The sequence below is a fragment of the Epilithonimonas caeni DSM 17710 genome (assembly GCF_000426465.1).
GTDB classification, from domain to species: domain Bacteria; phylum Bacteroidota; class Bacteroidia; order Flavobacteriales; family Weeksellaceae; genus Epilithonimonas; species Epilithonimonas caeni.
Genome location: NZ_AUFK01000014.1, coordinates 376,001 through 389,361 on the forward strand (window position 1 = coordinate 376,001; position 13,361 = coordinate 389,361).

Here is a 13,361-nt window from a genome sequence, read left to right on the forward strand (position 1 = left end):
TTTGAAACTTTCATAACCAAAAATAGATCTTCAGAACTGCCTGGGTGATTCTCATGCTTTTACTAAAACAAATGGTTTTTCTCCCGAATCTCCTGAGATGGGTTCTGATATTTAGATTTTTTCTCTCGATCCCATTGGTCCCATATCTTTGGGTAATATGGATGTCTTCGGGAATCAGATATTGGTAATTTCTCAGTTTATCTGTATAGATATTTTCTGTTTTGGCATTGAGCAATGTTTTTATCACGGCATTGAGTGTCCTGTTATTTCTTCTGCCGATATAGAAGGCCACAACTTTTTTGGTCGTTTTATCAATCGCATAGGCCAGCCACATCAGATTACTTTTCTTTTTGATGAAAAATCGCATCTCATCCAGTTCGTAGGTCTTTCCAAATAACAGAACAGGAATACGAATATTCTCAGAAATATTTTGGATTCTTTTGAGTACTGTTGTGGCAGATATGTTCAATACTCTTGCGATCGAGCGGATACCGAGACCTTCTTTTATTAATTGACCGATTTTAAAATCAGTTTCTTTCCTGTATGCATTGTATGAGTAATGATCCAGAAATCTTAGACCACAGTTTTTACAGAAATATTGTTGTTTCCCGGTTTTGGTATGTCCGTTCTTTGTGATATCTACAGAATAGCAAAAAGTACAGATACCCGACTCACTAACTTTGATACACCTGTTATGATTCTCAATCATTTGCGATATGTTTTTTCTTCAAAAATAAACGAGAGCAGGTAATTCCTACTCTCGCTTTTAAATTTTTTAATTATTATTTTATCTGATTTTCAACGAATTTAACATTGAAAACTATACTCATCACTAAGTTTGGAACATGACCCAATCCGAACGGGTAATAGTTGTTACGGCTTACCTCCTCTACACTGCCATCATCAGTATTTTTGGTGTAGCTCAGCCTCACATTACCCAGATGGTCCTTGTACTGGTTTTATTTTAAAGAACATCTTCTCCTTTGTAAAAACTCCATCACTAAATCTGAAACACCTGTTATGATGCTCAATCATTTAAGGCATCATTTACCTACAAAAGCAAACGATAGTAGGCTAGACCTACCATTGTTCAACAACTTTAAAATTATTATTTTACTTGATTATCAACGATTTAATATTTAAAATCATACCCATCACTAAGTTTGGAACATGATTTCAACTTCAATAATCATCAAACTGTTCTCATTAAAGGAGTAATTTTGAAAATATTGTTATTATTCAATTCATTTGGTAATGCCCAGCGATTTATCAATTCTTGAAAAATTACTTTTTGAGACTCTATTAGTGATTTGATTTCAATCCATTTATTATCCCTTTTTAAATCATTTTCGTTTAGAAAATCTTCATAAGAAGCAATTATTAGTGACATTATTGCTATTTTTTTTTCTGAGGATAATTCATTTCCCCTATAAAATTCAATAAAATCCTTTAATCTTTTGGAATTTGCCATTTCTAAATCCCAATCTTGTTCTATACCTGTATAAGGTAATCTTAATTCTTTACTAAGTTGTTCAAATATTTCTTTCTTTATTATCATTTTCAAATTATGGTATTAATGGATATGCCGTTTTAACTCCACCTCCTCCAGGAACCAATCTTATATGAGTAGCAGCTTTCATCGTCCCATCCGGCATGATAACCCTTGCTGGAAATCCTTTAGGAATTGGAATATTTACAGCTCCATTACTTGTTTTGCTAATATTATCTAAAATGAATTTGGCCGCTTTTTGATCATCTAAAAATTGTCCTTGAGATGCACCAGATCCTTTTGCTCTGTTCATGATAAATTTTGTAGCATCCTTCCCATGATTAATAAAGGTATGCCCGAATTTTTTCTTTGTTAATTCAATTACAGCCTCTTTTGTTCCCTGTTTAACCGCTTGCTTTGCACTTTGTTTTGCCGTTTGCTTTGCTGCCTCCTTAGCACCTTTTTTTAATAAAAGTTTTAATAAAAATCTAATACATGGTCCACAGTTTGTCTCATTTGATGAACTTGTGATAGAACTTTTATACATATTGTCTGACTCTTCATAATCCTTTCCTACTTCTACATTTCCTTCTTTTGAGATATCCCCTTTGTTGAAACCACCATCATCTGTTGCACCTCTACCATTATCCCTGGAATCACTTCCGCTATCAGAATTATCGCCAAAACGATTCACATTTATAGCTGCGGTCCCTGCAGATATTTTTATATTACCAATAACGCTTATTGTTTCATTGCCATTGGCATCTGTCTCGACTCCACTATTATCGGATGTTTCTCCCTCCATTCCCGTTGGGTCTATCATCCTTACAGGGTTGTTGTACACATAAGCGTAAGGTTCAAAGGTCTTCTCTGCCAACGGGTCATACTGTCCAAACCTTCCGATATCAGGCATATAAAAACGTGCACCATAATCGTACATCCCCGTCTCTTCCAATTCCTTCCCGTTGTACTTCCAGTTCTCATACGAGACTGATGGGTTGTACACCGTATTTCCCCCAGTCTTTGATATAATGTTGATGTGGTTCAACCCAAACGGGTAGTAGTTGTTACGGCTTACTTCCTCTGCACTGCCATCATCAGTATTTTTGGTGTAGTTCATCCTCACATTACCCAGATAGACCTTGTACTGGTAAATATACTTAGAATTTTGATAATCGTATAACTGTTTAATTATAAACTAAGTAATCTTATTATATTTGTATAAATTAATCAAATGAAAAAATATAGTTCAATTCTATTCATAATATTACTCACAGGTTGTAATTTTAATACAGTCTATAAAAATAGAGAACAAGATAAACAGGATGCAGAAAAAGTGACAGAAAAATTTTACTCACTAATGAATAGTAATAATAGACAGAAAGCTATCAAATTAATGAGCCAAAAATTATTTAAAATAACTTCAAAGGAAAAATTCAATCAAATTTTAGATGAGTCTTCTAAAGAATGTGGGAATATTATAAGTGATTCTTTAATACACTGGGAAACAGTTGCTGTAGAAGGTACAAATCCAAAAAATGAATATGTATTAATTTATGATGTAAAAAGGGATATTAAGAATACACAAGAAAAATTTACTCTATATAAAGAAAATGATTCTATTAAAATTTTAGGATACGATATTAGATTTTAATGTGCTAAAAATAAAATCCCCAATTAATATTGGGGATTTTTATTTGCTACTGTTTCATCAGATAGTTTTTATAAAATTCATATTTGCCTAATTGGTTTTTCCTGTAAATTTTAAAAGATTCCGTATTTGATTCTTTGGATATAGAATCACCTATCTTTAAAGTATCTCCTTTCGTATCTGTGGTAGTTATACAATAATCATCAGTATAATAAAATTGCAATGACTTATTTTCATAGTTATAAACTTTAATAATTTTTGAATTTATTTTATTTTGTTCAAAGTATTTATTGTTTAAATAAACATATCTGTATAAATAAAAATAACAAAATGCTATCATCCCTAACAAAATAGGAATAAAGCGATAATATCTAAACGATTTCATTTCTATTTTTTATTATTTGATTTGGAAAATAGGTTTCACGACAGGTGTATAATAGTAATTTAATTGGGCATTTACTGCCGTAACTGGACTTCCTTGTATTCCTACTCCAACCTGTCCTGAAAAATTAATAAATCCACCTCCCTTTATTGGATTTTTAATATCCACAGGGGCATAAGAAGCACCAATTGAAGCATCAACTCCCAGTCCCAGTCCTGCTGATACACCTACGGCATGTCCTTGCAAAAACGAACTTTGAATTTTTCTTGGATCACCTGTATATGTTCCATTTCCAAAAGTTATTCCTGCATTTCCCTCAATACCGGTACCAACTGAAGCACTTACTGTTGGAGTAAAGTATAGTCCAGGTTCCTTTCCTCTTGTTAATAATGTGAAATTAATAGGTGTCGAACCAGCCCCTAAAAATGCGGCCACGTTAGAAGATAATCCTAGAGAATAACTATCTGATATTATATTTCTTGCAAAGCTGCCATTCCAAATGTTTGATATAGTATTACCAACAGAACTTGTACTGCTTGATGAAGATTTTAATTTACCTGTTACACTTACTCCATCTATTTGAGTTTCTCCTCCAGATATCCAGCTATTATCACCTCTTGTCCAATTAACGCCATCACTATCAGTGTATTTATCTCCCGCATTTGCACCCCCACTATTGGGTGGAGGACAACATCCTGTAGTCACTTGGCTACCTCCACCTGCCCATTTTTCCGGTAGATTTCTTCTTTCCATAGCACCAATGGAACCGCCGGCACCAGTTACTCCACCGTCTCCGCCATCTCCGCCTCCCGGATCAGAGTTGGCTTCTTCACCTTCCATACCGGTAGGGTCAGCCATCATTACAGGGTTGTTGTACACATATGCATACGGCTCAAACGTATTCTCTGCCAACGGGTCATACATCCCGAACCTTCCTATATCCGGCATATAGAACCGTGCACCGTAGTCGTACATCCCTGTCTCCTCAAGCTCCTTACCATTGTACTTCCAGTTCTCATACGAGACTGATGGGTTGTACACCGTATGCCCGGTCTTGGCCGTGATGTTGATATGGTTCAACCCAAACGGGTAGTAGTTGTTACGGTTTACTTCCTCTGCACTGCCATCATCAGTATTTTTAGTGTAGCTCAACCTCACATTACCCAGATGGTCCTTTTACTGGTAAATATACTTAGAATTTTGATAATCGTATAACTGTTAAACTAAGTAATCTTATTATATTTGTATAAATTAATCAAATGAAAAAATATAGTTCAATTCTATTCATAATATTACTCACAGGTTGCAATTTTAATACAGTCTATAAAAATAGAGAACAAGATAAACAGGATGCAGAAAAAATAACACAAAAATTTTATAGCATTATTAAAAAGGGTAACACAAAAGAAGTACTCCCTCTTTTTAGTCAAGATTTTTTTAAAGTGACAAATAAGGATAAGTTTCTTGAATTATTTGAAAAAACCAATAATGTATATGGGAAAATACTAAATGATTCCCTTGTGCATTGGGAAACATTAGTTATTAAAGGAAATAACCCCAAAAGCGAATATCTTTTAGTTTATTATGCAAAAAGAGAAAATATAGACTCTCAAGAGTACATTACTTTACATAACGAAAAAAAAGGAATAAAAATATTTGAATATCGAATAAATGTTGACACCTTATCTAAAAAAAAATGAGCAATTTAAATTGCTCATTTTTTTTTAGGTTTATTTCGTAGTGTCTTATAAAGCTGAAAGTTTCCAAAACTATCTTTTCTGTAAACTTGATAATCATACGAGTTTTTTGCCTTATAAATCGAATCACCCACTCTTAAATCATTTTGATTTTCACCCAAATATAAGATACATAGCTCATCAAATTTTTTACATCCTTTAAATTTAACTTGAACATAACCATTTCCTCTGCCTATATTTCTTAATTCATCAACTAAACCATAAATTTTATTATTGTATGAATTTTTACTGATTTTGTATTTATTGTAAGAAAAATAGATAACGAAACAAGATATAAATAAAATGAATAAAATGATATTTTTTTTATTTAACTCCATATTAAATATGATTAATTACCTGTTAACAATCCTGAATAATCTGCTACTCTTGGCCTTCCATCAAAACCTATCCCGATTCTTGTGTTAGAAATAGTAACGCCTGCTCCTACTGAACCTTTAGCTCCTACTGAAATCCCACCTGTTATTGTGTGCCATCTATCTCCACTGAAAGGAGCCTTAGGATCAAAACTTACAGAATACCCTCCATTTATTCCTCCTACAGCTGCGGCTGTTCCTGTTATGTAAGCCTCTGTTCCTACAACACTATTCAAACTCAAATTAGAAACATTACCAGAAAAACGGCTTGTAAAAAAATTCAAATTACCTGTTCCTCCTGCTCCTAAGCTAAGTCCCAAACTTGCAGTATTAAAAGGATCTACATAAAGCCCCGCATCTTTACCTCGTAATATTACTTCTATACCTCCTGAAATTCCGAATTCTAGTCCTCCACCAGCGGAAGTACTAAGTGTAACTCCCATTCTGTCTGGGACAATAGATCTCGCAATACTACTATTCCAAATATCGGATATAATAGCACCAGCTGTTATTCCTGTACTATTAGAAGATGAAGCTGAAGAGGATTTTAATTTCCCATAAACAGTAACCCCTTCAATATCACTTTCAGTAGTACCATCAGAAGTCTTTCTCTGTGCCGTAATACCAGCCGGACAGCATCCAGTGGTTACCTGGCTTCCATTGCCTTTATCAATATTTTTCCACTTTTCTGGAAGTTGGTTTATGTACGAATAATCTTTTCGGCCGCCTCCGGTTTCTTTCCAATTTTCTCCGCCGCCAGTCTCTCCGCCTCCGCCGCCAGAATCAGAAGATTCCTCTCCCTCCATTCCAGTTGGATCTATCATCCTTACAGGGTTGTTGTACACATATGCATACGGCTCAAACGTATTCTCTGCCAAAGGGTCATACTGCCCAAATCTACCTATATCCGGCATATAGAACCGTGCACCGTAGTCGTACATCCCTATCTCCTCAAGCTCCTTGCCGTTGTACTTCCAGTTCTCAAAGCTAACAGATGGATTGTACACCGTATGCCCGGTCTTGGCCGTGATGTTGATGTGGTTCAACCCAAACGGGTAGTAGTTGTTACGGCTTACTTCCTCTGCACTGCCACCCTCCGCACTTCTCTCATAGCTCAGACGTACGTTCCCAAGATGGTCTTTGTACTGGTAAATATACTTAGAATTCTTGTAATCATAGAAACCCTCCGCTGTCGGGAAGAAGTCCGGGCTGCTCACCGCCTCCATCGGGATACCAGGTTCACCAGGCTCCACGATCACCTTCTGCTCAAGCTCAAAGGCCTCAGGCTGGCCAGCCAATGTCTTCTCCGGGTTTTCCAACAATGTTCCATCCAGCTTGGAGGTGTAAGGCGTGGTATAGACAAAGCCATCCAGATAGTCCGTATCTATGCTCTGCCCGTCCACAAGGAACTGCTTGTGTACCTTTACCCCGTCTGCACGGTAGGTATAGTTCACATCGTTGTTCCCCTGCTTCACATGCTTCGGCAGGTTCATATGGTTGTACAGGATATCTTGGGTGATGCCCTTATCCGGCATCTTCAGCATGTTCCCGTTGTTGTCATAGGTCATCATGCCACCACCTACTGGGTAGCCACTGGTATTCTGGGAGCTGTCGTTGATGGTGAACAGCTTGTTGCTCAGGTTGCCATTCTCGTAGGTATAGAAGAGATTGTCCACCAGCACACCGTTTTGTGCTAAATTTTGCGGTCTCGCATTTCGTTTCAGGGTCCGGATGTTGCCGTTCAGGTCATAGGTCAGCTGCTCGTTGTAGTGTTTGGAGTCCAGGGTACCCGTCGTCCTCACAGATTTGTGGTCTGCCTTCAGCAGGCGGTTCAGCCCGTCATAGATATATTCGTAGCGGTTGGCATTCTCTCCCTCGTAGCTCCAGTCCACCTCTGTGATGTTCCCGTTGTAGCTCGTGATGCCACTGTTCACAGGGTCATTGTACCTGACCTTGTAGGAGAACAGCCTCGCCGGGTCCAGTGGCCTTGTAGTGTCATCCTGCTTCAGGTTGATGCCCGTCATCCAATTGCGGATGTTGTAGTCGTAGAATATCTGCTGCAATGGGGCAGACAGTGCTGTAAAATTGCCATCAGACAAGGTACCTGTCTTTTTCCAGTCCACCTGGTCCTTCTCGTTGTAGTGGTTCTCGGCGAGCAGTTCCTTCGGGGTCCTGCCCACCACCTCGTGGTAGTGCTTCAGCAGGCGTTTGTGGTCGTCATACACAAAATCCTCCATGATATGGATTGGGGCCTCGGTGGCCACCCTGTTGTGCCAGGTCTCCGTTCTCTGTACCGCACCTGTAAAGTCCAGCAGGGAGTAGGAAACGGTTTTCCCTCCCAGATGGTTGATGGTATTGGTGCCTATGCTTCTTCCCAGCTCGTCGTACCAGATGAAGGTCTTGGTCCACCGCTGCTCGTCCACATTCTTCACATAGCTTGCTACGGGAAGCCCCTTGGTGCTCAGCTTGCTGTTCTGTGCATCATCGGTCAGCGTCCGCTGCCCCAGGATAGTGGTCTCGCGCACAGGCAGATCGGGCTCCCCTGAGATATTGCTGTCATACAGCGTGGGATATTTGTCATAGTAGTTGATGCTCAGCAACTGTCTCACCGAGGATGCCGCAGGATAGGTATTATCAACCGTGTACAATATCCTGACCTCATCATAGTTCGTTCCAAGGTCGTTGCTGCGATAGACATTGTTATTGCCCACGTTATCCGCGGCGGTCTGCTGGCTCTGTCTGTAGGCATCCGGCAGCAGGTTGCTGGAGCTCCTGTTCCCCGCGCCTGGGTCGCATAGTCCAGAGTAGGCCGGTCGCCCATACTGGTCGAACTTCGCAAAGGTCCAGTAGCCGTATGTTCCCATATTGGCATCCTGCGTCATGATCAGCCTGTCCTGCTTGTCATAGACGAAGTATTCCCAGCCCTTGCCCGGCAGCTTCTTCTCCACCAGTCTTTCTCTGCCGTCATACCGGTACTGGTAGCACAGCTCCTTGATGATGCTGTTGTCAGAAGGATTCGTGATGGTCTGGTTCGGGTTGTTCTTCAGTTCCCTGGAGGCCATCGGTGTGATCACGAAGACCAGCTGGTCGTACTCGTTATAGACATAGTAGGTGTCCACATTCTCGAGGTTCGCACCGGGACCTGCGGGAGCGCCGGAGGGTCCTTCCACGGGATCCATCAGGACACTTTTCCTTATAAGCAGGGTCTGCCCCTGCGCATTTTTATATTCGGAAGTGGTGTTCCCGTCCTCGTCCGTCACCTTGTTCTTATAGAGACTGTTGGCAGGGTAATGCCCGCTGATGGCGAGGGACTGCACATAGTTCGCACCGTTCTGGACAGACGTTGTGGTGGTGAACTTCAGCACTTCATTTTGCACATTGCCCTTATAGTCAAACGTGGCAGGATGTCCCTGCCAGGCATTGCCCGGTGGCGTCTGTTGAAGGATCCTGCCCAGCGGCGAGTTCTCCATCATCTTCTCACCATAGATGGTCTCGTTGTCATAGATAGATGCATTGGTCGCATTGGCAGCAGGATATATATTCCGGGTGCTTACCCCGGACTGTGGCACAGGCAGATAATCCCTTACCTGTCTTCCCAGCCCGTCATATTCGATATGGGTCACTACATCTTTCCCTGTAGGGGATGCGCCGACATTCAGGATCTGCTTGGGCCTGCCCAGTCCATCGGAGTATTGGATGACCTCCATCCTCTTCACACAATCGGCCGTAAGGCAGGTCGTGCTGAACACATAGTTCTCTGTCTGGGTCTGTGCTGAAATGAAGAATGAAAAGTATAGAATGAAAAGTGATAAATATTTCTTCAATGAAAAGTTAAAAGTGAAGAATGAAAAACCTTGTTCCATCCCTTTGTTTCTATCTCTTTCCGTTATTTTATTTTGATCTTTGTGTTTTTTCATGGTTTAAAGCTGTTTTTGAGGTTTTAATACTAGAAACGAGCATACTGATAAGTTCCTTGGCAAGAAAAGCGCTCTCATCAAAAAGTACATCATCAATATGATCTGTCTGGTGAAGTAGCTCCAGCCAGTATAATGTTTCATTGGCTTCTTTTAGGGAGATATGGAGCTTATGGATGAAATCTGCCCGGCTTTGAGCAAACTCAGCCTCTCTTATCAATGCTCCTACAGCCGTACCACTTCGTAACAACTGTTTGGAAAGAACATATTCTTTGTGCTCTGTCAAGATCTTATACAATTGTACAATATGGATGCTAAAACTGAAGCTTTTATCTTTTAATATATTTTTCATTATTGATTTTTAGCTTTTCATTTTAATCCTTGTAATGGTATTCGTTCTTTTTCAGCACACGCAGCACCTCGTTCCCCGAGCCGTCCTTCTCCATCCTTTTGACCTCCTGCAACCTGCCGGCATCATCATAGGTATAGTACTCCCGCTGTCCCGATGGTGGGGTCACGCATCGCACACCGATCAGCGGGTCGTAGCTATAGGTCGTTACCTGGTAGCTGGAAAGACCTTTTCTGAAAGTATCCAGCGCGTCAACAAGGTCCTGCTCGGTCTGACCTGCATTTGCCAACGGAGGATTGTTGTCCGTATTGGAGGCATTCACTATGGCATCTATGGCACTTGATGGGATCGTGGACAGCAGGGCACCCTCTACCTTGGCGATGGGCATTGTCTTGTTGTAGCCCCAGACCACAGAGACGGGGATACCGTTCTCCAGGGTGTACTGTGTCAGGTTCCCATAGGTGTCGTAGGAATCGAAGGTGATCTTCCTGTCCTCCACGGCGGCGTTCTCCCCCTTCTTCACATAGATATATTCTGGAAGTATCATGGTCGTTCCGGACACATTCGTATTGTACTCTTCTTGAAAGGTCCTGACCTCCGAGTTGACGACCCCGTTCTTATAACTCTTCACGATGAGCGGGGTGGACAGAAGATTCTTTGTCAGCATAGAATTCAGCACACTCTGTGACTGCGCCGCACCCAGCTCTGCCGCCGACACGTCCTGTGGATACCGGAAGGTCGTCTTCATCGTGTTCCCGCTTCCGCTTGATACGGACTCCGTTGGGTACGTATGTTTGTATGCTGGGATAGAGTAGTTGTTCACTTGCAGGGTCTCGATATAGTCTGTCCCGTTGACATAATCACGTACCCTTGTGCTGTCCTCTCGGATCCAGGTGTTTCGAAGTGTATATAATCTATAATTAAAATTATACATAACTGCAGGACCACCTACGCTACCATAGCCCTCTCTTACAGATGCCGGATAGATTTTTAATCCATAGCCCATACCAAAATCATTGTATGTAGCGCTACCATATTGTGAATTGAAGTGGCCGTCGAACAGATAGCTTTTATAAGTTTCCTTGACCTTTTGGTTATTTGAGTTGAACAGTATTTCTTCTTTTAATAGTCCATTTTCCATATTGCCCGGTGACCATGTTAGACTGGTTGCGTTATCCTCACTATACATGAGGTCATAATCTTGGGTATTAATGAACTCATATTCCTTTCGGTAAGAGTTCTCCGGATGGCTTTCATCCTTATAGTGTTCCTGCACAAAGGTATAAGCTATTGGTTTACCATTGATACTGGAGATTTGCCAGCCCGGGTTATTGACCACCAAGGTTTCTATGGAGGATTTGTCATTTGAGAATTGGGATGGTGAGGGACCTATTCTTACAACACGACTATTGAAGTACTCATCTCCATGTATGACACCACTCGATTCCAAATAGGGCAACACATGATTTTCTGTAGGTATTCTGTAAGTATATTCCCTTGTGATTTTTCCATTGTTTTGATCAAAGGATTCTATTTTTTTCACCCTTATGGTGCCTAATGGTTTTGTGTCTACAGTAATTGTATCTATAGGTGTAGGTTCGCCTGTAGTGGTAGTTGTAATTTCATCCCACATATAGACTGCGGTACATTTTTGAGGGGGATAATCACCTCCTCTGTCCATATATAATCGGTAATTTCCGGCAATATCGGTTCTGTCATACAGAGAAGTGGCAGTTGTTCCTTCAATTTGAATACCAGTATCCAAATTTTTCAGATGCCATTTACAAGAATATGGGTTGGTATAAATACCGTCTGGGGGATTTTTTGAGAATGACAAACTTTTATTCGTTGCTTTTTCCGGAATGTAGAAGGTCGATTCTGTAAGGTCCGGATTGACACTATAATCATATCTTGCATCATAGTAATGGTCTTCTATATAATCTTCTGTATGATAGTCATAGATCACTGTTGTTGTTAGTGAGCCATTGTTATCTGCCTCATATTCTATATTGGTATAACCTCCTGTAGGATACGTGATACGTTTTAGATTTCCAATTTTTCCATAATTTATATTTGGTTCTTTATTAGCACGCAAATACTTTGTATCTCTGCTGTAATATGGGGTATCCGTAGAAGCGATTGCTTTTGTTCCATTATTGGCTCCGTTATACACGCCCCAAAAATCCTGGTCATTGGATGTACGGATCGGTAGATTATTACCATAATAGTCAAATACATATTTGCCATTAGTAAGATTGTCCGTAACACCTGTTAACTTCAGTCTATAGTTTAAGCCAGCAATATAATCGCCCATATACATAAATCCGGGACTTGATGTTGTAGGTAACGGATCTGAGGATGGAAAGTGATCATATTGGAGAGTAAAATCTTTGATAACTTGCCCTTTATCATTTACCACAGTTATACCTTTCAGATAGATCTCTCCCGGAAGATCCAAGCGTTGTGGATCTGTTGTCTTATTACTGTATGTGAATAATACCTTACCTCCATTGAATTGTATCTCTGTTAGTCCGGTTTCATTTGAATCCGCATAATTGATGCACTTACCTCCTACACTTGGACCAATTGGTGGACCATAGGCAGGTTGTGGCCCGCCAACAAACAAGCCTAGACTTACTTGGGTCTGTATACTAGTTATATATCTAGTATATGCATTAAAAGAGCTATAGACATATTTTATTTTCTCGTTCTTTGGGGATATGATCTGATCGGTCTTAAAACTTGGAGTATCATAAGTGAACTGCCCAGGGCTTATACAACTATTCTTGTTCCTGATAATATCTCCTGCATTGTTGTTGAAAATATACCTGAATCCCTGTTCATCTATAATATCCATATTATTACGATAATCAGAACCTGTGATACTTATCTGGTTGTAAGGAATTGGAGTACCCTTTACTCCTTTTCTATCAAGGATATATTTACCTGATGTGTTAAGTAGTCTATATGTGAAAATATCAGGCTCACCGTCATAATAAGGCAATCTTACTCCAGCCGCTCTGCCTGCAAGGATGTAAGTAGGATCATTCTGATCCAGACCTCCATTTGGATTAAAATAGGGAATATCTGGTCTTTCTCCGAGATCAAGATTACCGATGACCTGTACCGATAAGGATGGCCCCGTATCCAGTACCCAGCCTAGCCCAACCCGTGTAGCGATCTGGTCAACCTTGATGCCCGTCGTAGTATATCTTAGAGCTATCGGTATCTGCTGACCATCAAATTCTATGGTATAGATAGGTATGGAAAAATCAGCAACACCGGTAAAATTACCTGCCGGAATATCTACAAACTGTGATAATGCCGCAGCTTCAGGTGTCTTGGGGTACATATCTATGGTCTTTGCAATGTTAGAAGCATTACCTACTTCATCCTGTGCTTTAATTCCTATAGCAATAGTAAATAATAGGATTAATGATAATTGTAATCTCTTTTTCATAATTTG

10 protein-coding genes are annotated in these 13,361 nt (G+C 40.2%); 2 read left to right on the top strand and 8 right to left on the bottom strand.

Annotated elements, in window-relative coordinates; genetic code table 11:
• Positions 1-10 precede the first annotated feature (10 nt).
• The 3 genes from K319_RS0109980 to K319_RS0109990 form a co-directional block, all read right to left on the bottom strand.
• A complete protein-coding gene (locus K319_RS0109980) occupies positions 11-709 on the bottom strand; it encodes an IS1 family transposase (protein ID WP_027383539.1) in 699 nt (232 codons plus the stop codon).
• A gap of 483 nt (positions 710-1,192) precedes the next feature.
• Positions 1,193-1,558: a hypothetical protein gene (locus tag K319_RS0109985; protein WP_027383540.1), complete on the bottom strand. Its 366-nt coding sequence runs from the start codon at positions 1,556-1,558 to the stop codon at positions 1,193-1,195.
• A 7-nt stretch (positions 1,559-1,565) separates the two neighbouring features.
• Positions 1,566-2,609, bottom strand: coding sequence for an RHS repeat-associated core domain-containing protein (locus tag K319_RS0109990; RefSeq protein WP_027383541.1), 1,044 nt, complete (start codon positions 2,607-2,609; stop codon positions 1,566-1,568).
• Between the two features lie 114 nt (positions 2,610-2,723).
• On the opposite strand from K319_RS0109990, the gene K319_RS0109995 reads away from it, so the two are divergent.
• Positions 2,724-3,143, top strand: a complete 420-nt coding sequence (locus tag K319_RS0109995) for a hypothetical protein (RefSeq protein ID WP_027383542.1) — start codon at positions 2,724-2,726, stop codon at positions 3,141-3,143.
• Positions 3,144-3,537: 394 nt separating this feature from the next.
• Here K319_RS0109995 and K319_RS21865 read toward each other — a convergent pair whose 3' ends face one another.
• Complete coding sequence (locus K319_RS21865) at positions 3,538-4,680, bottom strand: RHS repeat-associated core domain-containing protein (RefSeq protein ID WP_316930927.1); 1,143 nt, start codon at positions 4,678-4,680, stop codon at positions 3,538-3,540.
• A gap of 101 nt (positions 4,681-4,781) precedes the next feature.
• On the opposite strand from K319_RS21865, the gene K319_RS0110010 reads away from it, so the two are divergent.
• Positions 4,782-5,222 carry a hypothetical protein gene (locus K319_RS0110010; RefSeq protein WP_027383545.1) on the top strand — a complete coding sequence of 147 codons (441 nt, stop codon included), beginning with the start codon at positions 4,782-4,784 and terminating at the stop codon, positions 5,220-5,222.
• Between the two features lie 14 nt (positions 5,223-5,236).
• Here K319_RS0110010 and K319_RS0110015 read toward each other — a convergent pair whose 3' ends face one another.
• Genes K319_RS0110015 through K319_RS0110030 form a run of 4 tightly spaced genes read right to left on the bottom strand, consistent with a single transcriptional unit; the run spans position 5,237 to position 13,355 of the window.
• On the bottom strand, positions 5,237-5,596 hold the full coding sequence (locus K319_RS0110015; protein WP_027383546.1) for a hypothetical protein: 360 nt from the start codon (positions 5,594-5,596) through the stop codon (positions 5,237-5,239).
• A gap of 11 nt (positions 5,597-5,607) precedes the next feature.
• Positions 5,608-9,549: a DUF6443 domain-containing protein gene (locus K319_RS20150; RefSeq protein WP_051230583.1), complete on the bottom strand. Its 3,942-nt coding sequence runs from the start codon at positions 9,547-9,549 to the stop codon at positions 5,608-5,610.
• Positions 9,524-9,898: a four helix bundle protein gene (locus K319_RS0110025; RefSeq protein WP_084403432.1), complete on the bottom strand. Its 375-nt coding sequence runs from the start codon at positions 9,896-9,898 to the stop codon at positions 9,524-9,526. Before K319_RS0110025 ends, K319_RS20150 begins: the two co-directional genes overlap by 26 nt.
• A gap of 22 nt (positions 9,899-9,920) precedes the next feature.
• Complete coding sequence (locus tag K319_RS0110030) at positions 9,921-13,355, bottom strand: RHS repeat domain-containing protein (protein ID WP_156907087.1); 3,435 nt, start codon at positions 13,353-13,355, stop codon at positions 9,921-9,923.
• Between the last annotated feature and the right edge of the window lie 6 nt (positions 13,356-13,361).

What these genes read in the sequence shown, in the direction of transcription:
- K319_RS0109985 (WP_027383540.1), bottom strand. Translation starts at nt 1,558, where the DNA reads ATGATAATAAAGAAAGAAATATTTGAACAACTTAGTAAAGAATTAAGA.
- K319_RS0109980 (WP_027383539.1), bottom strand. Translation starts at nt 709, where the DNA reads ATGATTGAGAATCATAACAGGTGTATCAAAGTTAGTGAGTCGGGTATC.
- K319_RS0110010 (WP_027383545.1), top strand. Translation starts at nt 4,782, where the DNA reads ATGAAAAAATATAGTTCAATTCTATTCATAATATTACTCACAGGTTGC.
- K319_RS20150 (WP_051230583.1), bottom strand. Translation starts at nt 9,549, where the DNA reads ATGAAAAAACACAAAGATCAAAATAAAATAACGGAAAGAGATAGAAAC.
- K319_RS0110025 (WP_084403432.1), bottom strand. Translation starts at nt 9,898, where the DNA reads ATGAAAAATATATTAAAAGATAAAAGCTTCAGTTTTAGCATCCATATT.
- K319_RS0110030 (WP_156907087.1), bottom strand. Translation starts at nt 13,355, where the DNA reads ATGAAAAAGAGATTACAATTATCATTAATCCTATTATTTACTATTGCT.
- K319_RS0110015 (WP_027383546.1), bottom strand. Translation starts at nt 5,596, where the DNA reads ATGGAGTTAAATAAAAAAAATATCATTTTATTCATTTTATTTATATCT.
- K319_RS0109995 (WP_027383542.1), top strand. Translation starts at nt 2,724, where the DNA reads ATGAAAAAATATAGTTCAATTCTATTCATAATATTACTCACAGGTTGT.
- K319_RS0109990 (WP_027383541.1), bottom strand. Translation starts at nt 2,609, where the DNA reads ATGAACTACACCAAAAATACTGATGATGGCAGTGCAGAGGAAGTAAGC.